Raw genomic sequence first — 21,861 nt, 5'->3', positions numbered from 1 at the left:
TTCGGCCCCGGTGCGTTCACCGGATGTCTGCCGCCTGGTCACCGACGAAAGAGGACCCCCGCCGCGATCGCGACGAGGGCCCTCCACACAGCGCCGACAGCTACTTCTTGACGCCTCCGGCGAGGGAGACGAACTGCGAGCGGGGGTCGTTCATGTTCTCGAGCGTCGTCTCGTCGCGGCCGGACACGAAGTTCGTGATCCAGCCGGTCAGGATGCGCCACTTGCGCGTGTAGGTCGGCATAGCGAGCAGGTGGTACCCGCGGTGCGCGAGCCAGGCAAGCACGTTCTTCAGGTGCACGCCCTGGATGAGGGCGGCACCCTTGCCGATGCCGTAGCTGGCGACGGTCCCCACCGACTCGTGGCGGTACTCGACGAGCGGCTCGCCGGCCATGGACGCCAGGATGTTGTCGGCGACGGTCACGGCCTGACGGACGGCGTTCTGCGCGTTCGGCGGGTAGTACGCCGGCTGCTTGGCAGCGGTCAGGTCGGGGACCTGCGCGTTGTCGCCGAGGGCCCACACGCCGTCGACGCGCTTTCCATCCTCGGTGACGACCTCGAGCTTCGCGTTCGCGTTCACGTGGCCCTTGGGGCCGCGGGGGAGGTCGGTGCCGTCGAGGGCCGGGTTCGGCTTGACGCCGGCCGTCCAGACGATGGTGCCGGCCGGGACGGTCTCGCCGTCGCTGAGCACGCAGTCGCCGTTCTCGCACGACGGCATCGTGGTCTTCAGGCGGATGTCGATGCCGCGGGCGCGGAGAGCGCCGAGGGTCCACTTCGACAGCTCGGGCCCGACCTCGGGTGCGACGCGGTCGAGGGCCTCGACGAGGACGAAGCGGAGCTCGTGGCGGGAGAGGTTCGGGTACTGGTCGACGGCCGCGTTGGCCGCGTCGTTTAGTTCTCCGAGAGCCTCGACGCCGGTGTAGCCGCCGCCGACGAACAGGATCGTGAGGAGCTTGGCGCGCTCGGCCGGGTCGTCGGTCGCCGCCGCCTTCTCGATGTTGCTGAGCATGCGGTTGCGGACGTACGAGGCCTCCTCGACGGTCTTGAAGCCGACCGCGTTCTCGGCGAGGCCGGGAGTCGGGAACGTGCGGGTGACCGCGCCGATCGCGACGACGAGGTGGTCGTAGGCGACGTCGGAGGTGCGGCCGTCGACGTGGGCGACGGTCACCTTCTTCGCGGCCGTGTCGATGCCCGTCATCGCGCCCTGGATGAACTTCGACCGGCGGAGGGTCTTGCGGAGGGGCACGGTCACGTCTCTGGGATCGATGTGACCGCCGGCGACCTCCGGCAGGAACGGCTGGTAGGTCATGTACGGGCTCGGGTCGATCACCGTGATGCTGGCACTCTGCGGCGGGCGCTTCTTCTGCAGAGCGAGCGCGGTGTGGAGACCCGCCGAACCACCACCCAGAATAACGATTCGTGTTGTCATGGGGTCGACGCTACTCCGCGAGGGAGCCGCTTCGCGCACCGCACGCCGAACACCGGCCGGAGACCGCCCTCGAGGGCGCTCCGGCCGGGCCGGTCGGCAGCGCTACTCCGTGCCTTCGCTCTCGGTGTACGACCCCTCGAAGCCCGCTCGGTCGGCCTCGGTCTGTCCGGGCGCGATGTCGTCCTCGGGGATCTCGCTGTCGGTGAAGGCCCCGTCGTAGTCGACGCCGTGCTCGTGGGTGCCGGTGTACGAGCCGGACTCCACGTGCTCGCCGCCGTTCAGCGGGGCGTCCGTGGCCGCGTCGGTCTGCTTCTGCCCGGTCTGGGCGGCCTGCGCCTGGTTGTGATCGCCGTTGCGGTCGTCCTGCGACTGGTCGCTCTGCTCGTCTTCGGTCACGGTCGGCTCCGTTCGTCGTCCGGCGGGCACCGTCGCCCTCCGCGCTGGATCCACTATGCACCCTCCGGAGGGCGACGTGAGGGAGTGGGACGGAGCGATCAGAAGCCCTCGGCGCCGCGTGCCGTGTAGGGCGACTCGAGGGCGTCGAGCTCGTCGTCGGTCAGCACCAGGTCGACGCTCGCCACCGCGTCGTCGAGGTGGTGCGGCTTCGTGGCGCCGACGATGGGAGAGGTGACGGCGTCCTGCTGACGGACCCAGGCCAGCGCGACCTGCGCCCGCGGCACACCCCGGGCCGAGGCGACGGAGGTGACGGCGTCGATGATCCTGCGGTCGCTCTCCTCCTGCTGCTTGTAGAGCGTCTTCCCGAAGAGGTCGGTCTCGCTGCGGGCGGTGGTCTCGTCGGGGTCGCGGGTGAGGCGGCCGCGGGCGAGGGGGCTCCAGGGCAGGACGCCGACGCCCTGGTCGAGGCAGAAGGGCAGCATCTCCCGCTCTTCTTCGCGCTGGATGAGGTTGTACTGGTCCTGCATGGAGACGAACCGGGTCCAGCCGCCGAGGTCGGCGGTGTACTGCATCTTCGCGAACTGCCAGGCGTACATGGAGGAGGCGCCGATGTAGCGCACCTTCCCGGCCTTCACGACGTCGTGGAGCGCTTCCATCGTCTCCTCGACGGGCACGAGCGGGTCGAAGCGGTGGATCTGGTAGAGGTCGATGTAGTCGGTGCCGAGGCGGCGGAGGCTGTTGTCGACCTCGGTCATGACGGCGAGGCGCGAGAGGCCGGCGCCGTTGGGGCCGGGGCGCATCCTGCCGTTGAGCTTGGTGGCGATGACGACCTCGTCGCGCTTTGCGAAGTCGGCGAGCGCGCGGCCGGTGATCTCCTCGCTCGAGCCGTCGCTGTACACGTTGGCGGTGTCGAAGGTGGTGATGCCCGCTTCGAGGGCCCGCTGGATGAAGGGCCGGCTCTCCTCTTCGGGGAGGCTCCATTCGTGGCCTCCCCGCGCAGGATCGCCGTAGCTCATCATGCCGAGGGTGATCGCCGATACTTCGAGGCCGCTGTTTCCGAGTCGTACGTAGTCCATGCCTCCCGGTCTACACCCCCGGCGCGGAGCGGAGCGACCGCGCACCCGGCAGCTCAGCGAAGCGTCCGCGGCCCCCGTGCCACTCGGGCCTGGCGGGCCTCACCTCTTCTGCGCCCGAAGGGCCGCATGCCGCCGGAGGCGGCCAGAAGGCACTACGAACAAAAACGGCCCCACCCCGTGGGGCAGAGCCGTTCTATTTGTTCGTGTCCGAGGGGGGACTTGAACCCCCACGCCCTATACGGGCACTAGCACCTCAAGCTAGCGCGTCTGCCATTTCCGCCACCCGGACGAGTGTTGTGCGGCGTAACCGCCTCGAAGACATTAGCACGACTCGGGGGGCCGCTCTGACACGTCGGGGCACAGGGCCCGTCGCTGGTCGCTCCGGCGTCCGGGTAGCGTGGTGGCATGACGCAACTCGACGACGACTCGCTGGACGAGACCGCGCGGATCGCTCGCGATCTCATCCGTTTCGACACGACGAACTTCGGTGACGGCCGGTCGAACGGCGAGACGGATGCGGCCGAGTACGTGGAGGCGCACCTGAGCGGCCTGGGGCTGTCGCCGCAGATGTTCGAGTCGGAGCCGGGGCGCCACAGCGTCCTGGCGCGGGTGGAGGGCCGGGACCGGTCGAAGCCGGGGCTCGTCGTCCACGGCCACCTCGACGTGGTGCCCGCGGATCCTGCGAACTGGACGGTCGATCCGTTCGGGGGAGTGGTCCGCGACGGCATGCTGTGGGGCCGCGGGGCCGTCGACATGAAGAACATGGACGCGATGATGCTGACGAGCGTCGGCGACATCCTGCGGAGCGGCGAGCAGCCGGAGCGCGATCTCGTGGTGGCGTTCCTCGCCGACGAGGAGGCCGGCGGCGTGCTCGGCTCGCACTTCCTGGTGAAGAACCACCCGGAGGTCTTCGAGGGCATGGGCGAGGCGATCAGCGAGGTCGGCGGCTACTCGACGTTCATCGAGGGCAAGCGCGCCTACCTGCTGCAGACGGGCGAGAAGGCGCTCATCTGGATCAAGCTGATCGCGCGGGGCACGGCGGGTCACGGCTCGCAGATGATCCGCGACAACGCGGTCACCCGCCTCGCGGAGGCCGTGGCGGTCCTCGGCCGGCAGGAGTGGCCGGTGGAGCTCACCGGGACCACGACGGAGCTCCTCCGCGAGGTCGCCCGCATCCTCGACGTCGATCCCGAGACGACGAGCCCCGACGAGCTCGTCCTGAAGACGGGCACGGCGTCGGGCTTCATCCGGGGGAGCCTCCGGGTGACGACGAACCCGACGAAGCTGGATGCCGGCTACAAGCACAACGTCGTGCCCGACACGGCCGAGGCCCTCATCGACATCCGCTGCATGCCGGGGCAGGAGGCGGACGTGCTGGCCGAGGTGCAGAGCCTCGTCGGCGACGACATCGAGATCGTCACCATGCACACCGACATCGGCCTCGAGACGGAGTTCGGCGGCCCGCTCGTGGAGTCGATCGTGTCGACCCTCGGCCGTCACGACCCGGGAGCCCCCGTGCTGCCCTACCTCCTGAGCGGCGGCACCGACAACAAGGCGCTCAGCCTCCTCGGCATCAAGGGCTACGGCTTCGCACCGCTGCGGCTGCCGGAGGAGATGGACTTCCCGGCGATGTTCCACGGCGTCGACGAGCGGGTCCCGCTTTCGGCACTAACATTTGGCAGTCGCGTGCTCCGCGATCTCCTCGCCACCTACTGAGAGGTCTCCTCGCCACGTGGAACACTTCCTCCAGGCGCTCCTGCTCGGCCTCGTCCAGGGGCTGACGGAATTCCTGCCCATCTCGTCGAGCGGTCACATCCGCCTCGTCGGGCTCTTCTTCCCGCACGCGGCCGGCAAGGAGTTCGATCCGGGCGCCGCCTTCACCGCGATCATCCAGCTCGGCACCGAGCTCGCCGTCCTGATCTACTTCTGGAAAGACGTCTCGCGGATCGTCTCGCGCTGGTTCCTGGCGCTCTTCGGCAAGGTCGACAGGCGTGACCAGGATGTCCGGATGGGCTGGCTGGTCATCATCGGCACCGTCCCGATCGTGCTCGTCGGCGTCCTGACCCAGAAGTTCATCGCGAACGAGTTCCGCTCGCTGTGGCTGCTCGCCTCGGTCCTGATCGTCTTCGGCCTGGTCCTGGCCGCCGCCGACGTGTTCGGCCGCAAGGCGGCTCGCTTCGAGGACATGAAGTGGGGTCACGGGATCGCGATCGGCATCGCTCAGGTGCTCGCGCTGGTCCCCGGCGTCTCGCGCTCGGGCGCGACGACGTCCGCCGGTCTGGCGCTCGGCTACACGCGTCCGGCTGCCGCCCGGTTCTCGTTCCTGCTGGCGATCCCGGCCGTCTTCGGCTCCGGTCTCTTCGAGACGTACCAGGCCGTCCACGACTCGGCGTACAACCCCTTCTCGTGGGGCGACACGATCGCCGCGACCGTGGTGGCCTTCCTCGTGGGCTTCGTGGTGATCGCGTTCTTCATGAACTACATCTCGAAGCGCAGCTTCCTGCCGTTCGTCGTCTACCGGATCGTGCTCGGCATCGTCCTGTTCGTGCTCCTCGGCACCGGGGTGATCGGCTGATGCGCTCCTGGAGCGCACCGCGGATCCCCGGCCTCCCCGGACGCGGCCCCGTGCCGGTCCTGTTCGACACGGCCACCGGCGAGGCCCGCGAGACGACCGGCGGTCAGCTGTACGTCTGCGGGATCACCCCCTACGACGCGACGCACCTCGGACACGCGGCCACCTACCTCGCCTTCGACACGCTCGGACGCGTGTGGCGCGACGCCGGCGTCGACGTGGTCTACGCGCAGAACACCACCGACGTCGACGATCCCCTGCTCGAGCGCGCCGAGGCCACCGGGGTCGACTGGCGCGAGCTCGCCGAGTCGCAGACCGACCTGTTCCGCTCCGACATGGAGCACCTCCGGGTGGTGCCGCCGGATCACTTCACGGCCGTGACCGAGGTCGTCGAGCCGATCGCCGACGCCGTCGCGGCGCTGGTCGAGAAGGGTCTCGCGTACCGCGTCGAGACGCCCGACTCCGACGCCGGCGACGACCTCTACTTCGACGTCGAGGGGGCGTCCTCGTCGACCTCCTGGCACCTCGGGATCGAGAGCCGTCTCGACGCCGACACGATGCTCCGGTTCTTCACCGAGCGCGGCGGCGACCCCGCCAGGATCGGCAAGCGCAGCGAGCTCGATCCGCTGCTCTGGCGCTCGGCGCGGAAGGGCGAGCCGTCGTGGCCGTCGGCGGTCGGCGAGGGGCGCCCGGGCTGGCACATCGAGTGCACGGTGATCGCGCTCCGGCACCTCGGCAGGCCCGTGTCGGTCAACGGCGGCGGCTCCGACCTCGTCTTCCCGCACCACGAGATGAGCGCCGGCCACGGCACCGCGCTCACGGGCGAGACGTTCGCCTCCCACTACGCGCACGCCGGCATGGTCGCCTACCAGGGCGAGAAGATGTCGAAGTCGCTCGGCAACCTGGTCAAGGTGTCGGAGCTCGTGGCCGAGGAGGTCGACCCGCGGGCGATCCGCCTCGCCCTCCTGCAGCACCACTACCGGAGCGACTGGGAGTGGTTCGACGACGACGTGTTCGGCGCCATCGCCCGTCTGTCGCACTGGTCGCGCTGGGCTGCCGGTGCGACGGACGGCGACGCCGAGACGCCGCTCCTCGCGGAGCTGCGGCAGGCCCTCCGCGACGACCTCGACACGCCTCGGGCCGTCGAGGCGGTCGAGCGGAGCGTCGCGTCCGGCGCCGTGCCGACGACAGTCGACCTCGACGCCGTCGACGCCCTGCTCGGCATCGACCTCCGCGCCTAGGTCGGTCGTGCAGCCACCCCGAGGGCTCCGTGCCCTCGGGGTCGCCCGCCTGGGGCGGAGGGGACCGGCCTAGGAGGCGGAGGGCCGCCAGGGGTCGTCGCCCGACTTGCCGTCGCGCTTGCGGAGGTAGCGCTCGAACTCCTGCGCGATCGCCTCGCCGGACGCCTCGGGGGAGTCGACGGTGTCGCGGGCCTGCTCGAGCTGCTCGATGTAGCCGGCCATGTCGTCGTCGTCGGCCGCGAGTGCGTCGATGCCGCTCTCCCAGGCCGCCGCCTCCTCGACGAGGTCGCCGCGGGGGATGGACACGCCCGTGATCTCCTCGACCTTCTCGAGGATCGCGAGCGACGCCTTGGGCGACGGCGCGTTGTGCACGTAGTGGGGCACGGAGGCCCAGATCGAGAGGGTGGGGACGCCGGCGGCCTCGAGGGCCTGGGCCAGGACGGACAGGATTCCGACCGGGCCCTCGTAGGTGCTCCGCTCGACGCCGAGCTCGCCCCGGACGTCGCTGTTCTCGCTGCCGACGTAGATCGAGATCGGCCGCGTGTGCGGCACGTCGGCGAGCATGGCGCCGACGAAGACGACGCCGGTCACGTCGTGGACGTCGACGAGGTCGACGACCTCGGCCGCGAAGCTCCGCCAGCTGCGCGACGGCTCGGCTCCGAGGAGCACGAGCAGGCCGCCGTCGGCGGCGGAGTCGGAGGTCTCGAGGGAGCCGTCGATTCCGAGCACCGGGCTCGTGACGGCGGGGGTGCCGTGCAGCAGGATGCGGGGCCAGACCAGGATCGAGGCGCCGTCGTCGTCGTGGGCAGCCTCGGGCCGGTTGAACTGGTAGTCGATGTAGGCCTCGCCGTCGAGCTCGGCCAGGGTCGTCATGTCGAGGGAGTCGACGAGGGAGCGCGCGACGTTGCTGGCGGCCTCGCCGGCGTCGTTCCAGCCCTCGAACGCGACGACGAGCAGCCGTCCCTCGGCAAAGCGTGACGTTGGCGACACCTGAGTTCCTCACTGCGCAGGCACCGGTTCGTCCCTCGCGCGTTGACCCTCCACGATAGACCGTGCGGCGACCCGTCGAGGTCGCCGCCCATCAGCGCTGCGCCTAGACTCGATCGTCGTGACCGAAACCATCTCCGCAGCCGCCGGCCGAGACCTGCCCCTGCCCGACGCCGTCCTGTGGGACATGGACGGCACGCTGGTCGACACCGAGCCGTACTGGCAGGAGTCGCAGGTGGTGCTCGTCGCCGAGCACGGCGGCAGCTGGAGCAGGGAAGACGGCGACTCGCTGATCGGCTCCGGTCTGTGGCACTCGGCGCGGGTGCTCCAGGAGCACGGCGTGAAGCTGAGCGAGCAGGAGATCATCGACCGGATGACCGACGACGTCCTGGTCTCGATCGAGAAGCACCTGCCCTGGCGGCCCGGTGCGCGCGAGCTCCTCCGCGAGGTGCGCGACGCCGGCATCAAGACGGCCCTCGTCACGATGTCGATCCGCCGGATGGCCGACCACATCGCGGCCGCCGTCGACTTCGACGCGTTCGACGTCGTCGTCGCGGGCGACGAGGTGGAGCACGCGAAGCCGCACCCCGACCCCTACCTCCGCGCGGCGGAGGCCCTCGGCGTCGATCCGTCCTCCTGCATCGCCATCGAGGACAGCCCCACCGGCCTCGCGTCCGCCGTGGCCGCCGGCACGACCGCGATCGGCGTGGAGCACCACGCCCCGCTGCGGACCGACGGCGACTTCGTGCACCGCGCGACGCTCGAGGGCGTCCGTCTCGACGACCTCCGCGAGATCCTGTCGCGCGGCCGCCTCCTCGCCGACCTGCCCGAGGGCGACGCGTGAGCGCGCTCCGCCGCCAGAGCGGCCCGTTCCTCTGGGGCGACAAGGTGCAGCTGACCGGCCCCAAGGGCAGGATGCACACGATCACCCTGACCCCCGGAGGCGAGTTCCACACGCACCGGGGCATCATCCGGCACGACGACGTCGTCGAACTGCCCGACGGCTCCGTGCTCGTCAGCACGACCGGCGACGAGTACCTCGCGCTCCGGCCGCTCCTGGCCGACTTCGTCATGTCGATGCCGCGCGGCGCCGCCATCGTCTACCCCAAAGACGCGGCGATGATCGTCACCTTCGCCGACATCTTCCCCGGCGCCACCGTCGTCGAGGCGGGCGTCGGATCCGGTGCGCTCTCGCTGTCGCTGCTCCGCGCGATCGGCCCCGAGGGCCGCCTCGCGTCGTTCGAGCGGCGGCAGGAGTTCGCCGACGTCGCCCAGGGCAACGTCACCAGCTTCCTCGGCGCCAGCCCCGACAACTGGAGCATCACCGTCGGCGACCTCGTCGACGAGCTCCCCGGCGTCGTCGAGCCCGGCACCGCCGACCGCGTCGTCCTCGACATGCTCGCCCCGTGGGAGTGCGTCGCCGCGACGGCCGAGACCCTCAAGCCCGGCGGCCTCGTGGTCTGCTACATCGCGACGGTGACGCAGCTCTCCCGCACGGCGGAGGCGTTCCGCGCGTCGGGCCTGTTCACCGAGCCCGACTCCTCCGAGACCCTCGTGCGGTCCTGGCACGTCGAGGGGCTCGCGGTGAGACCCGACCACAGGATGATCGCGCACACCGGGTTCCTCATGACGGCCCGCCGTCTGGCTCCGGGCGCGGTCCTGCCCGAGCTGAAGCGCCGCGCCTCGAAGTCGGACTTCAGCGACGAGGACGTCGAGCTCTGGACGCCCGGCGCTCTCGGCGACCGCACGGCCAGCCCGAAGAAGCTCCGCAAGACAGCCCGTCAGGCTCAGGACGCCGCCGCGAAGGCGACGGCCGGAGCCCAGACGCCTGGCACCCCCACGACCCCCACCGGACAGGACACCCCGCTGTGAAGATGAAGATCACCAAGACGCTCGCGATCGCGGCGACCGCGGGCGCGCTGGTGTCCCTCGGCCTCGCTGGCTGCTCGTCGTCGAAAGACACCTCGGCGAGCTGCGGCACGTCGTCCGGAAGCGTCTCCGACTCGATCAAGGCGACCGGCGCCGTCGGCAAGGCGCCCAAGGTGTCGTTCGAGAAGAAGCTGACGACGAAGACCACGCAGAAGTCGACCATCGTCAAGGGCAAGGGCTCGCTCGTCAAGGCGGGTCAGCCCGTCGTCTTCCAGGTCAGCCTCTACGACGGCGCCACCGGCAAGAAGGCGACCGCGACCGACTACACCTCGAGCGGCACGTACCTGGTGGCAGGGAAGGGCGAGAGCCTGAACGCGCTCAGCGAGGGTCTCGTCTGCTCGCACGTGGGCGACCGGATCGCGATCGCCGGCAGCGCGAAAGACAGCACGAACGGCCAGGGGATCAGCCAGTACAAGATCGGCGCGAAAGACTCCGTCGTCTTCGTGGCCGACATCCTGAAGGCGTTCCCCGCGAAGGCCACCGGAACGGCCGAGAAGCCCGTCGCGGGCGAGTCGACGGTGAAGGTCGCCAAGAACGGCACCCCGACGATCACCGTGTCGAAGGCGACCCCGCCGACGACGCTGAAGGCCACGACGCTGATCAAGGGCTCCGGCTCGAAGGTCGCCAAGGGCGACTCGATCATGGTCCAGTACACGGGCGCCGTGTACAAGACCGGCACGGTCTTCGACTCCTCGTGGGCGAAGAAGCAGCCGTTCGTCGCGACCCTCACGACCGGCTCGATCATCCCCGGCTGGGTGGACGGCCTCTCGGGCAAGACCGTGGGCTCGCAGGTGCTGCTCACGATCCCGCCGAAGGAGGGCTACGGCTCGAACGCGCAGACCGGGATCCCTGCTGATTCGACGCTCGTCTTCGTGGTCGACATCCTCGGCAAGGTGTCCTAGCCCGAACCGATAGGCTGTGCAGGCTGCCCGCCGGCTACCGGCACCAGCATCGCTGTCAGCAGCTCCGGGCGTCCCGGAGTGACGTAGAAAGAGGATCCGTGCGCAAGCTCCCCGCGCTCATCGTCGTGGCCGGCCTCCTGGCCACCCTGACCGCCTGCTCCACGAGCGCGGCACCCGGCTCCGCCGGCTGCACGACCCCTGCCTCCGGCGAGGCGTCGTCGGTCGTCGAGGCCACGGGCGCCTTCGGCTCGAAGCCGAAGGTCACGATCCCCACCCCGCTGAACACCCGCCACACCGAGGTCTCGACGCTGGTCGAGGGCGACGGCCGAGTCCTGACCGACGGCACGCCCGCGCTCATCGAGTACACGATCTACAGCGGCAGCACCGGCAAGGTGCTCTCCTCGAGCTCCTACAGCGACCCCACCGCTCCCGTCACCGTCGGTGCGACCAAGGGCGGTCCGATCATCGACGCGCTCGAGTGCTCCCGCGTGGGCTCCAGGATCGCGGTCGCCGTCAAGGCGAGCGATCTCAGCTCGACGGCGTCCACGAAGAAGAACGAGAAGTCCGGTCCTGCCGACGTCGCCGTCATCGACATCGTCAAGGCCTTCCTCCCGAGGGCCGACGGAGCCCTGCAGCTCGGCGTGAACAACATGCCCGCGGTCGTGACCGCGGCCAACGGTGCCCCGGGCATCAGCATCCCCGACATCAAGGCCCCCACCCGCGAGAAGGTGCAGGTCGTCCGGAAGGGCAGCGGCAAGACGCTGACCAAGAAAGACACCGCGATCCTCCAGTACACGGCGGTCGACTGGCCGGCACCGGGCACCGGCGCCAAGCCGACCGTCCAGGGCTCCACCTGGACCGACGGCGACTCCGCGAACCCGATCCCGCTCGGCTCGACCGACGTCCCCGCGCAGATCCGGTCGGCCCTCATCGGGAAGACCGTCGGATCGCAGGTCATGGTCGTCACGCCGCCCACCTCGGCGAGCGGCTCGTCGACGACCTACGTCTACGTCTTCGACGTGCTGGGCGCGCTCTGATCCGGAGCACCCGCCCGGGCGTCGGCGCACGCCGGTCCTGATCTAAGATCGACGACGTGCCGTCACCACGCGTTCCGCGCGTCCCCGTCGAAGAAAGGCTGTTCAGCCTGGTTCTCGCCCTGCTCGCGACCGAGACGGGCCTGACGAAGACCGAGATCCTGTCGACCGTGCAGGGGTACCGCCAGCGCTGGTCGTCCGACGACAACGCCGCTCTCGAGCGCCAGTTCGAGCGCGACAAAGACGACATCCGCGAGCTCGGCGTGCCCCTCGAGACCATCGAGGAGCCGGGCTCGAGCGGCAACAACCAGAACCTCCGGTACCGCATCCCGCGCGGCGCCTACGAGCTCCCCGACGACATCTCCTTCTCGTCGGAGGAGACCGCGCTGCTGACCCTCGCCGCGATGGTGTGGCGGGAGGGCACGCTGTCGGGCGAGAGCCGCCGCGCCCTCCTGAAGCTCCGGAGCCTCGGCGGCACCGCCCCCGTCCCGGAGCTCGACTACGTGCCGCGCATCCGCTCCCGCGACGACGCGTTCGATCCGCTCCGGACGGCGCTCGACCGCTCCGTCGTCGTCCGCTTCGCCTACCTCAAGCCGGGGGAGCAGGCCCCGAGGCCGAGACGAGTGCTGCCGTACGCCCTCGTCCAGTTCCAGGGGCGCTGGATGTGCTCGGCCATCGACCAGGAGTCGGGCGGCCGCCGCACCTTCCTGCTCTCTCGCATCGTCGGCGCGGTGAGCCTCACGGCCGAGGTGGTCGAGCGGCCGGCCGACGCCACGGCCGAGCGCGCCCTGGCCGACCTCGAGGAGCTGTGGGAGAAGCAGACGGCCGTGGTGCTCGTCGATCCTGCGTCCGACGCCGAGACCCGGCTGCTGAAGCGGCGCGGCACCACGCGCTCAGACGACGGCGCGCTGACCGTGCACTGGTCGGACCGCCACCTGCTGGCCGACGAGCTCGCCTCGTTCGGGCCGGAGGTGGAGGTCCGCTCGCCCGAGACGATCCGGGCGCTCGTCCGAGGCCGCCTCGAGACACTCGTCACCGACCACGAGGGGAGTCCCCGTGGCTGAGCGGCAGACGCCTCTCCAGGCGCAAGACAAGCTGGCCTTCCTGCTCTCTCTCGTGCCCTACCTCATGGACCGCGGAAGCGTGAGCGTCGCCGAGGCCGCCGCGCACTTCGGGGTCCCGGTCGCGCAGATCCGGCGCGCCGTCGAGCTGATCGCGGTGTCGGGCATCCCCGGCGAGACGACGCAGTACCAGCATGGCGACCTCTTCGACATCGCCTGGGACGACTTCGAGCAGAACGACGTCATCGTCCTGACCAACCTGGTCGCCATCGACGACTCGCCCCGGTTCTCGTCGCGCGAGGCGGCGGCGCTCATCGCGGGGCTGCAGTACCTCTCGTCGCTGCCCGAGAATGCCGACCGCCAGGCGATCGCGAGCCTGATGTCGAAGCTCAGCCGCGGATCCTCCGGTGCGCCGAGCCAGGTGGCGGTCGAGAACAGCGAGACGAACCAGCTGCTCGCGCTCGTGCGGCGCGCGACGTCCGAGGGCGTGCAGCTGGAGTTCGACTACGCCGGCGTCCGCGGTCAGACGGAGCGCCGTCGAGTGGATCCGCTCCGGGTCGAGTCGCTCGACGCCGACTGGTACCTCCGGGGGTACGACCACCTCCGCGAGGCGATCCGGACGTTCCGCCTCGACCGCATCAGCCGCGCCGCCGTCAGCACGAGCCCGATCGCCTACCGGGCGGCCGACGTCACCCTGCCCGAGACCCTGTTCGAGGGCTCGCCCGACGACGTCCTGGTCACGGTCGAGATCGACACCCCGGCCGTGTCGTTCCTGGCCGACTACGCGCCCGACGAGATCGAGGACCTCCCCGACGGACGCAGCAGGATGCTCGTCCGGGTCACGCAGTTCGGCTCGCTCTCCCGCCTGATCGCGGGCCTCCCGGGGCGGCCCCGCGTCATCGCCCCGGCGGCGGCGCGAGCAGCAGTCGCCGACTGGGCGAGGCGCGCGGCGTCGAAATACGACAACTAGATGTGCGTCTGCCCGAGACAGCGGGAATCGTCCGGCGTCGAGTTAGACTTGCATCTCCACGAACTTGCAAGGAGGCAAACGCCATGTTCGGTAACGCCCTCGGTTGGCCCCACCTGATCATCATCCTCGCGATCCTGCTGCTCCTCTTCGGTGCGCCGAAGCTGCCGGGTCTCGCGAAGAGCATCGCCCAGTCGATGAAGATCTTCCGCACGGAGATGGGCCCCAACTCGCACAACACCACGCCGAACGGAAGCAGTGCAGCTCCCTCGGCGGGCACCACGAACACGTCGACCCCGAACGACGAGTACCACACCCCGTCGTCGACCGACTACCCGCCGAAGTCGTAGCACGTGGCCGCGACCTCCGTGCGCGGCGACGAAGGATCCGGCAGCGCCCCTCGGCAGACGAAGAGTCGCGAGGGGCGCATGTCTCTCGGCCAGCACTTCCTCGAGCTCCGGCGGCGGCTGTTCTTCGCCGCCCTGGCGATCGTGGTGTGCTCCGTCGCGGGCTGGTTCCTCTCGCCGTACGTGCTCGACGCTCTGCGCGCCCCGGTGCTGCAGATCGCCGGTTCTGACAACCGTCAGGCGTCCCTCAACTTCGCCAACATCACCGGCGCCTTCGACCTGAAGCTGACGATCACCATCACGGTGGGCGTTATCATCTCGAGCCCCGTGTGGCTGTACCAGATCTGGGCGTTCATCGTCCCGGCGCTGGTCCGCAAAGAGAAGCTGTACGCGCTCGGCTTCCTGCTGACGGCGATCCCGCTGTTCCTCGGGGGCTGCTGCGCGGGCTACTTCGTCCTGCCTCACATCGTGCAGGTCATGACGAGCTTCATCGCCCAGCAAGACTCCAGCATCATCGACGCGAAGACGTACTACGACTTCGTGCTGAAGCTGGTGCTGGCCGTCGGCGTCGCCTTCGTCCTGCCCGTCTTCCTCGTCCTGCTCAACTTCGTCGGCGTCATCTCGGCGAAGTCGATCATCAAGAGCTGGCGCGTCGCGATCATCCTCATCGTGCTCTTCACCGCCATCGTCACCCCGGCGGCCGACGTGATCTCGATGCTGCTGCTCGCCGTGCCGATGATCCTGCTCTACCTCGCCGCGTGCGCCGTCACGCTGCTGCACGACCGCCGCGCCGCCAGGCGCGTCGCCGCTCTCGACGCCGAGCTCGATGCGGAGCTCGCCGGCGAATAGCCGTTCGACCCCGGGCCGGGCCGCCGCAGTGCTCCAGGAGCACCGCGGCGGCCCGGCTCTTCTCGGTGCCGGCGTGACAGAATCGATGGTGTGACCAGCACCGAACCGTCGCCGGCCGAGCGCTTCGCCGCCTCGAAGAGCCGCTCGAAGACCCCGCAGCTCCAGGCGTTCCGCTCCCGGCTGACCTTCGGGCTCGACGACTTCCAGATCGCCGCCTGCGAGGTGGTCGAGGAGGGCAGGAGCGTCCTCGTCGCGGCCCCCACCGGCGCCGGCAAGACGCTGGTGGCCGAGTTCGCCATCCACCTGGCCATGCAGGATCCCCGCGACAAGGTCTTCTACACGGCTCCGATGAAGGCGCTGTCGAACCAGAAGTACCAGGAGCTGGTCGCCGAGTACGGCGCCTCCGAGGTCGGGCTCCTCACTGGCGACACCAACGTGAACTCCCGGGCGCGCATCGTCGTGATGACCACCGAGGTGCTCCGCAACATGCTCTACGCGGGGAGCGACCTCCTCGACGACCTCCGCTACGTCGTCCTCGACGAGGTGCACTTCCTGGGCGACCGGTTCCGCGGTGCGGTCTGGGAGGAGGTCATCATCCACCTGCCCCTCGACGTCCGGCTGGTGTCGCTCAGCGCCACCGTCTCGAATGCGGAGGAGTTCGGCGACTGGCTGATGACCGTCCGCGGCGACACCGACGTCATCGTCTCCGAGGAGCGCCCCGTCCCGCTCCAGCAGCACGTGCTCGTGGGGTCGAAGTACCTCGACCTGTTCGACTCGAGCGGCAAGGCCGCGACGAACCGCGTGAATCCGGAGCTGGTCCGCGCGGCCTCCCTCTCGACCCGCACCTCCGGGCGCCGAGACCGAGGGGGCCGACCAGGATCGGGGTCGCACGGCTACCGGGGTCCCGCGACCTCCCGCTCGCAGCAGAGCGGTCCGCAGAGCTTCGGCCGGATGGACCGCTGGAAGATCGTCGAGCTCCTCGACGGCAAGAACCTCCTGCCCGCGATCTTCTTCGTCTTCAGCCGGGTCGGCTGCGATCAGGCCGTCCGCCAGGTGCTCCGCTCGGGCATCCGGCTGACGACCGCTACCGAGCGCGAGGAGATCCGGGAGATCGTCGACGACCACTGCCGCACCCTCCGCGACGAGGACCTCGCCGTGCTCGGCTACTACGAGTGGGTGGAGGGCCTCGAGCGCGGTGTGGCCGCCCACCATGCAGGACTCCTGCCCGCCTTCAAGGAGGTCGTCGAGGAGCTGTTCCAGAAGAAGCTGGTCAAGGTCGTGTTCGCCACCGAGACCCTCGCCCTCGGCATCAACATGCCGGCCCGGAGCGTCGTCCTCGAGAAGCTCGAGAAGTTCAACGGCGAGGCCCGCGTGCCGATCACGCCGGGGGAGTACACCCAGCTCACCGGTCGCGCCGGGCGCCGCGGCATCGACGTCGAGGGCCACAGCGTCATCCAGTGGGCTCAGGGCCTCGACCCGCAGGCCGTCGCCTCTCTCGCCTCCAGGCGCACCTACCCGCTCAACTCCAGCTTCCGGCCGACCTACAACATGGCCGTCAACCTGATCGAGCAGTTCGGCCGGTCGCGCACCCGCGAGGTGCTCGAGACGTCCTTCGCGCAGTTCCAGGCCGACCGGGCCGTCGTCGACCTGGCGCGCAAGGTCCGCACCCAGCAGCAGTCGCTCGACGGCTACGCCGCCTCGATGCAGTGCCACCTCGGCGACTTCGGCGAGTACATGACCCTCCGTCAGGGCATCGCCGACCTCGAGAAGCAGGGCGCGTCGAGGGCGGAGAGCCAGAGCCGGAGCGAGCGCGACCGCCGCCAGGAGAAGATCACGGCCCTCCGCCGCGAGCTCCGCCAGCACCCGTGCAACGCCTGCCCCGAGCGCGAGCAGCACGCGCGGTGGGCGGAGCGCTGGTACAAGCTCAAGAAGCAGACCGACCAGCTGTCGGCTCAGATCCGCAGCCGCACCGGCGCGGTCGCCAAGATCTTCGACCGCGTGACCGACGTCCTCCTCGACCTCGGCTACCTGGTTCCCCGCGACGGCTCGAACGCCGCCGAGCAGGCGACCTACGACTCCTCGTCGGTGTCGCGGCTCGCCGAGGTCGACGTCGCCACCCCGGGCCGGACCCTCCGCCGCATCTACGGCGACCGCGACCTCCTCGTCGCCGAGTGCCTCCGCCGCGGCGTCTGGAAGCAGCTCGACGCCCCGTCGCTCGCCGCCATGGCCGCGACCCTCGTCTACGAGCCGCGGCGCGACGAGGGCACCGTGTCGGAGCGCTACCTGCCCCGGGGCGAGTTCCGCACCGCCCTCGACCGCACCAGGACGATCTGGAGCGAGCTCGACGACCTGGAGCAGGCGCACAAGCTGCCCGGCACGCAGCAGCCGGCTCCGGGGCTCGCACTCGCCATGCACCGCTGGGCCCGCGGAGCCGACCTCGACTCGGTCCTCGACGACGCCGAGCTCGCCGCCGGCGACTTCGTCCGCTGGACGAAGCAGACGATCGACCTCCTCGACCAGCTCTCGGTCGTGGCCGATCCTCCGGTCGGCCCGGTGGCGCGGAAGGCCCTCGACGCGGTGCGGCGCGGCATCGTGTCGTACAGCGCCGTGTGAGCGTCCTCTTCGCCGTCCGCGCTCGGGGCTCCTCCCAAGCAACGGGCTCCTACACTTCTCGGGTGCCCCGCACCCCCGACTTCCACCTGCCTCTCTGGGCCGCCGTCGTGGTGGCGCTCGGCGCGGGCCCGATCCTCGACGCCGCCTTCCCCGACAAGGGCGTGTGGCCGCTGGCGTTCGTCGGCGTCGCGCTCTACCTCGTCGCGTTCGCCGGGCGCAGGATCGGCGGATCGTTCCTCGTGGGCCTCGTCGGCGGCCTGTCCTTCTTCCTCGTCCACGTGCAGTGGACGAGCCTCTACCTGGGCGCGCTGCCCTGGGTCGCCCTCTCCACCCTCGAGGCGCTCTTCTTCGCCGTCGGGGCCGTGCTGATCACGCTCGCCTACCGCTGGGTGCCGCGGGTGTGGCCGTCGTCCGTCGGCCGCCTCGTGCTCCTGCCGGTCACGGTCGCCGGTCTCTGGACGGCGCGGGAGTACGCGTCCGGCCACTGGCCGTACGGCGGATTCTCCTGGGGCCGCGTCGCCGAGAGCCAGTCCGAGAGCCCGTTCGCGTCGCTGGTGGCCTGGGTGGGGATCTCCGGGCTGAGCTTCCTCCTGGTGGGGGTGACTGCCCTCCTCGTGCAGCTCGTGGTCGAGAAGCCGATCCTGCGCCGGACCCGCGTGCTCGTCGCTGCCACCACGGTCGTCGCGATCCTGGCGATCCCGGCCTGGCCCGTGCAGTCGGCCGGGACCTCGACCATCGCGGCCGTGCAGGGGAACGGCAGGGCGGGCTACTTCGACAAGCGCCAGTACGGCGACCTCACCGACGCCCAGGTGCTCGCCACCTACGACGGGCTGTCGACGTCGAAGAAGGTCGACATGATCGTCTGGCCGGAGGGGGCGAGCGACCGCGATCCCACCCGCGACCGGTACGGCACCTACGTCTTCGACACCATCTCGAAGGCCTACGGCGCGCCGCTCGTCTCGGGCGTCATCACCCAGCGGGGCAAGAAGATCTACAACTCGTCGATCGTCTGGTCGGGTGGGAGGGTCACGGCACAGTACGACAAGATCCACCTGGTGCCGTTCGGGGAGTACGTGCCCGACCGGTCGTTCTGGCGCCCCTTCGCCCCGTCGCTCGTCGACCTGATCGCCCGCGACTACACGATCGGGTCGAAGCCGAACGTCCTCGACGTCGGCCGGATCCGAGCCGGGATCTCGATCTGCTTCGACATCGTCGACGACGCCCTCACCACCCGGATGGTGCGGGGCGGCGCTCAGGTGATCCTGGCGCAGACGAACAACGCCGACTTCGGCCGGACCGATGAGAACACCCAGCAGCTGGCGATCGCGCGACTGCGGGCCATCGAGTCGTCGCGGCCGCTCGTCAACATCTCGACCGTGGGCTCGAGCGCCGTCATCGCCGCCGACGGCTCCACCGTCGACGAGATCCCGGCCTATGCGCCCGGCGTCCTCGAGACGACGGTCACGCTCGGGAAGGGGATCACTCCGGCCATCGCGATCGGCGGGGCGCTGGAAGGGCTGGTGTCGCTCTTCGGGCTCGCGGTGCTCGCGATGGCGGCGATCCTGCTGCGAACCGGCCCGTCGCCCGACTCCGGGCAGACGAAAAGCGCCGACATCAGCCGACGCTCTCGGAGGTGAGGCGTGCCGCCCAGAACGGCACACCGGTCGGCGTCAGGCGCCGATCTTCTGCTGGCCCTTGCGAGCCCTGAGGAAGTCGAGGCGCTCCTGGAGGAGCTCCTCGAGCTCGGGGCGCGTGCGGCGTTCCAGCAGCATGTCCCAGTGGGTCCGCGGAACCTTGACGTCGCCGCGATCGATTTCGACGGGCTTGCCGTCGGCGGAGAGCAGACGGCCCTCCTGACCGGTCTTCGGTGACTGCCAGGCGTCGGGGATCTCGGCCTCAGCGGCGAAGACGACATCGAACGTCGCCCCGTCGGCCGTCTGGTACACGGCCTTCTTCCGGGGAGAGAACTCCACTCCCTCTTCGCTCTGCAGGCTCTGACTCCCGAGCCTCATTCCGCGCAAACTGCGATCTGCCATGGTGCGGTCTCCTCTCGCGTTGCAATCTCCCTTTGTAACCGTTTAGCATGGAGGGTTGTTCCGCATGCCGTGCTTTCACAGTGCGCACTCAGGACTTCAGGAGGCGCGATCCGGTAGTGCACCGAGATCGGCGCCGCGTCAGACCAGGCGCGTCAGCACCTCGAGGCCGATGTCGGCGCGGTCGGTGATGACACCGTCGACTCCGAGGGCGAACAGGCGCCGCATGTCGTCCGCGTCGTCGATCGTCCACACGTGGACCTCGACGCCGCTCTCGTGGGCGGCCTCGACCAGGCGCCCCGTAACGATCGGGACGCCGCGGTAGCGCTCCGGAACCTGGATCGCGTCGATGTCGCGGAACCCGAGCCTCCTGAGCCTCGCTGTCGGCGCCCGCGACGCGAGCGCCGCGAGGACCACGCCGCGCGACGAGGGCGACGTCGCGACGCCGGGGAGAGCCGCGACGGCGGCCTTCCGCCTCGCGTCGTCGAACGACGTGACGAGCACCCTCTCGACGGCCCTCTCGCGCAGGATCGCGTCGATCGTCGGCTGGAGGGCTGCATCGGCCTTGATGTCGATGTTGAAACGGGCGTCGGGGAAGGCCCGCAGCGTCTCACGCAGGGTCGGGACCTGCTGATCGGCCCCGAGGTCGATCCGCTGCAGCGCGGCGAGGCTCGTCGACGCGATGGCCGTCGCCCGCCCCGTGAGCCGTGCGAGGTCGGGATCGTGACTCAGCACCGCCACGCCGTCGCTCGTCGCGTGGACGTCCGTCTCGAGATGCGTGACCCCGAGCGCGAGAGCGCTCACGAAGGCGAGCAGCGTGTTCTCGGGAGCCTCGGTGGCGAGCCCGCGGTGCGCGATGATCCTGGGCGGGCCAGGGGTGAACCACGCGGTCACGGCGGCCTACGGCTGCGGGGGAGCGGTGCTGCCGGTCGCGGCCGGAGCTGCTCCGGGCTCGCCCTTGACGGCCTCGCGAGCTCCCAGGAACCCGGCCCCGACGCCCTTGAGCGCCTCGGTGAACTCCGACGGGATCATCCACACCTTGCTGGCGTTGCCGTCGGCGATCTTCGGGAGCGTCTGGAGGTACTGGTACGCGAGGAGCTTGGGGTCGGGGTCGCCGTCGTGGATGGCCTTGAACACCGTCTGGATCGCCTCGGCCTCGCCCTGCGCGCGGAGCACCTGCGACTTCGCTGCACCCTCGGCCTCGAGGATGCTGGCCTGACGCGAGCCCTCGGCCTGGAGGATGGCCGCCTGCTTGGTGCCCTCGGCGCGGAGGATCTGGGCGCGGCGGTCGCGCTCGGCGCGCATCTGCTGCTCCATGGAGTCCTGGATCGACAGGGGCGGCTCGATGGCCTTGAGCTCGACGCGGCCGACGCGGATGCCCCACTTGCCCGTCGCCTCGTCGAGGACGATGCGGAGCTGGCCGTTGATGTTGTCACGGCTGGTGAGCGCCTCTTCGAGGTTGAGGCCACCGACGACGTTGCGGAGCGTGGTCGTGGTGAGCTGCTCGACCGCACCGAGGTAGTTCGCGATCTCGTAGGTGGCGGCGCGCGCGTCGGTGACCTGGAAGTAGACGACCGTGTCGATCGAGACGACCAGGTTGTCCTCGGTGATGACGGGCTGAGGCGGGAACGAGACGACCTGCTCGCGCATGTCGAGCAGAGGCCGAACGCGGTCGATGAAGGGCACCAGGATGTTGAGCCCCGGGGCCAGCGTCTTGTGGTACTTGCCGAGCCGCTCGACCACGCCCGCCGTCGCCTGCGGGATGATCCTGACCGCCCGGAAGAGGATGACCAGGACGAAGATCACGACGATGAGCAGGACGACGGCGAGCACGATGCCGCCGATGGTGGGAGCGCCGGTCATGAGGGTGTCCTTTCGCCGGGGACGACGACCGCCGTCGACCCCTCGATCGCGGTGACGACGACGGTCGCCCCGGTGTCGAGCGAGTCCTGGCCCGTCGGCGCGAGGAGCCGCGCCGTCCAGGTCTCGCCGTTGGAGAGCTTGACCTGCCCGAGCCCGGAGTCGCCCTGACGGTCGATCAGGGGCACCACGACGACGCCGCGCGCGCCGAGGAGGGCCTCGATGTTCGAGGGCGTCGGGTCGCCACCGCGCTTCAGTGCGCGGAGGAGCGGGGGCCGGACCGTGAAGAGCAGCAGGATCGACACGACCGCGGCCACGATGATCTGCAGCCAGAACGGGGCGCCGAAGAGACCGGCCAGGAGGCCGCCCACGCTCCCGATGGCGAGCATCAGGAAGGTGAAGTCGACGGTCGCGACCTCGACGATCACGAAGAGCAGGACCAGCGCGACCCAGAGGACCCACGAGTAGTCGGTGAAGAACTCGATCATCCGGACCATCCCCCTCGGTGGTGTCATATCTCACGCTGGTGTTCGTACATTAGCAGCCCGGGCCGAGGGCGGAGCCCGTC

21 protein-coding genes and 1 tRNA gene are annotated in these 21,861 nt (G+C 70.1%); 13 read left to right on the top strand and 9 right to left on the bottom strand.

From position 1 onward, the window contains the following. Positions 1 to 100: 100 nt before the first annotated feature. The 4 genes from ABD733_RS01320 to ABD733_RS01305 form a co-directional block, all read right to left on the bottom strand. Positions 101 to 1,426, bottom strand: coding sequence for an NAD(P)/FAD-dependent oxidoreductase (locus ABD733_RS01320; protein WP_344793244.1), 1,326 nt, complete (start codon positions 1,424 to 1,426; stop codon positions 101 to 103). A 102-nt stretch (positions 1,427 to 1,528) separates the two neighbouring features. Continuing rightward, entirely contained in the window at positions 1,529 to 1,822 is a 294-nt protein-coding gene (locus tag ABD733_RS01315) for a hypothetical protein (RefSeq protein WP_344793243.1), read from the bottom strand. A 98-nt stretch (positions 1,823 to 1,920) separates the two neighbouring features. Beyond that, a complete protein-coding gene (locus ABD733_RS01310; protein ID WP_344793242.1) occupies positions 1,921 to 2,898 on the bottom strand; it encodes an aldo/keto reductase in 978 nt (325 codons plus the stop codon). 204 nt (positions 2,899 to 3,102) lie between these two features. Beyond that, a tRNA-Leu gene (locus ABD733_RS01305) sits at positions 3,103 to 3,187 on the bottom strand. A gap of 116 nt (positions 3,188 to 3,303) precedes the next feature. Here ABD733_RS01305 and ABD733_RS01300 point away from each other — a divergent pair. Genes ABD733_RS01300 through mshC form a run of 3 tightly spaced genes read left to right on the top strand, consistent with a single transcriptional unit; the run spans position 3,304 to position 6,711 of the window. After that, positions 3,304 to 4,614 (top strand): M20/M25/M40 family metallo-hydrolase, encoded by a 1,311-nt coding sequence (locus ABD733_RS01300; protein WP_344793241.1) that lies wholly within the window; start codon positions 3,304 to 3,306, stop codon positions 4,612 to 4,614. 16 nt (positions 4,615 to 4,630) lie between these two features. Then, positions 4,631 to 5,473 carry an undecaprenyl-diphosphate phosphatase gene (locus ABD733_RS01295; RefSeq protein ID WP_344793240.1) on the top strand — a complete coding sequence of 281 codons (843 nt, stop codon included), beginning with the start codon at positions 4,631 to 4,633 and terminating at the stop codon, positions 5,471 to 5,473. Next, the gene (gene mshC / locus ABD733_RS01290) at positions 5,473 to 6,711 is read left to right on the top strand and encodes a cysteine--1-D-myo-inosityl 2-amino-2-deoxy-alpha-D-glucopyranoside ligase (RefSeq protein WP_344793239.1); all 1,239 of its coding nucleotides are present in this window, start codon (positions 5,473 to 5,475) and stop codon (positions 6,709 to 6,711) included. Before ABD733_RS01295 ends, mshC begins: the two co-directional genes overlap by 1 nt. A gap of 69 nt (positions 6,712 to 6,780) precedes the next feature. On the opposite strand, the gene ABD733_RS01285 is transcribed toward mshC, so the two are convergent. Continuing rightward, positions 6,781 to 7,701 (bottom strand): proteasome assembly chaperone family protein, encoded by a 921-nt coding sequence (locus tag ABD733_RS01285; protein ID WP_344793238.1) that lies wholly within the window; start codon positions 7,699 to 7,701, stop codon positions 6,781 to 6,783. Positions 7,702 to 7,819: 118 nt separating this feature from the next. On the opposite strand from ABD733_RS01285, the gene ABD733_RS01280 reads away from it, so the two are divergent. The 10 genes from ABD733_RS01280 (at position 7,820) to lnt (ending at position 19,037) form a co-directional block, all read left to right on the top strand. Beyond that, on the top strand, positions 7,820 to 8,542 hold the full coding sequence (locus tag ABD733_RS01280) for an HAD family hydrolase (RefSeq protein ID WP_344793237.1): 723 nt from the start codon (positions 7,820 to 7,822) through the stop codon (positions 8,540 to 8,542). Further along, positions 8,539 to 9,570 carry a tRNA (adenine-N1)-methyltransferase gene (locus ABD733_RS01275; RefSeq protein WP_344793236.1) on the top strand — a complete coding sequence of 344 codons (1,032 nt, stop codon included), beginning with the start codon at positions 8,539 to 8,541 and terminating at the stop codon, positions 9,568 to 9,570. The genes ABD733_RS01280 and ABD733_RS01275 overlap by 4 nt, the downstream gene beginning before the upstream one ends. A gap of 2 nt (positions 9,571 to 9,572) precedes the next feature. Beyond that, on the top strand, positions 9,573 to 10,529 hold the full coding sequence (locus tag ABD733_RS01270; protein WP_344793235.1) for an FKBP-type peptidyl-prolyl cis-trans isomerase: 957 nt from the start codon (positions 9,573 to 9,575) through the stop codon (positions 10,527 to 10,529). Positions 10,530 to 10,627: 98 nt separating this feature from the next. Further along, positions 10,628 to 11,566 carry an FKBP-type peptidyl-prolyl cis-trans isomerase gene (locus ABD733_RS01265; protein WP_344793234.1) on the top strand — a complete coding sequence of 313 codons (939 nt, stop codon included), beginning with the start codon at positions 10,628 to 10,630 and terminating at the stop codon, positions 11,564 to 11,566. Positions 11,567 to 11,622: 56 nt separating this feature from the next. Next, entirely contained in the window at positions 11,623 to 12,627 is a 1,005-nt protein-coding gene (locus ABD733_RS01260; RefSeq protein WP_344793233.1) for a helix-turn-helix transcriptional regulator, read from the top strand. Beyond that, positions 12,620 to 13,594 (top strand): helix-turn-helix transcriptional regulator, encoded by a 975-nt coding sequence (locus ABD733_RS01255; protein WP_344793232.1) that lies wholly within the window; start codon positions 12,620 to 12,622, stop codon positions 13,592 to 13,594. The genes ABD733_RS01260 and ABD733_RS01255 overlap by 8 nt, the downstream gene beginning before the upstream one ends. Before the next feature lie 83 nt (positions 13,595 to 13,677). After that, entirely contained in the window at positions 13,678 to 13,941 is a 264-nt protein-coding gene (locus ABD733_RS01250) for a twin-arginine translocase TatA/TatE family subunit (protein WP_344793231.1), read from the top strand. A 78-nt stretch (positions 13,942 to 14,019) separates the two neighbouring features. Beyond that, positions 14,020 to 14,787, top strand: a complete 768-nt coding sequence (tatC, locus tag ABD733_RS01245; protein ID WP_344793230.1) for a twin-arginine translocase subunit TatC — start codon at positions 14,020 to 14,022, stop codon at positions 14,785 to 14,787. A gap of 90 nt (positions 14,788 to 14,877) precedes the next feature. Then, positions 14,878 to 17,400 carry a DEAD/DEAH box helicase gene (locus ABD733_RS01240; RefSeq protein WP_344793229.1) on the top strand — a complete coding sequence of 841 codons (2,523 nt, stop codon included), beginning with the start codon at positions 14,878 to 14,880 and terminating at the stop codon, positions 17,398 to 17,400. Between the two features lie 62 nt (positions 17,401 to 17,462). Continuing rightward, a complete protein-coding gene (gene lnt, locus ABD733_RS01235) occupies positions 17,463 to 19,037 on the top strand; it encodes an apolipoprotein N-acyltransferase (protein WP_344793228.1) in 1,575 nt (524 codons plus the stop codon). Between the two features lie 33 nt (positions 19,038 to 19,070). Here the strand turns inward: lnt and ABD733_RS01230 are convergent, their stop codons facing one another. The 4 genes from ABD733_RS01230 to ABD733_RS01215 form a co-directional block, all read right to left on the bottom strand. After that, positions 19,071 to 19,436 carry an RNA polymerase-binding protein RbpA gene (locus tag ABD733_RS01230; protein WP_344793227.1) on the bottom strand — a complete coding sequence of 122 codons (366 nt, stop codon included), beginning with the start codon at positions 19,434 to 19,436 and terminating at the stop codon, positions 19,071 to 19,073. 138 nt (positions 19,437 to 19,574) lie between these two features. Next, a complete protein-coding gene (locus tag ABD733_RS01225; RefSeq protein WP_344793226.1) occupies positions 19,575 to 20,327 on the bottom strand; it encodes a glycerophosphodiester phosphodiesterase family protein in 753 nt (250 codons plus the stop codon). A gap of 6 nt (positions 20,328 to 20,333) precedes the next feature. Then, positions 20,334 to 21,296, bottom strand: coding sequence for an SPFH domain-containing protein (locus tag ABD733_RS01220; protein WP_344793225.1), 963 nt, complete (start codon positions 21,294 to 21,296; stop codon positions 20,334 to 20,336). Then, positions 21,293 to 21,781, bottom strand: coding sequence for an NfeD family protein (locus ABD733_RS01215; protein WP_344793224.1), 489 nt, complete (start codon positions 21,779 to 21,781; stop codon positions 21,293 to 21,295). Before ABD733_RS01215 ends, ABD733_RS01220 begins: the two co-directional genes overlap by 4 nt. Positions 21,782 to 21,861 lie beyond the last annotated feature (80 nt).

The sequence above is a fragment of the Frondihabitans peucedani genome (genome assembly GCF_039537585.1).
GTDB lineage: Bacteria > Actinomycetota > Actinomycetes > Actinomycetales > Microbacteriaceae > Frondihabitans > Frondihabitans peucedani.
Note: the sequence above shows the minus strand (reverse complement) of the source record. Positions and strands in the feature narration are given on the sequence as shown.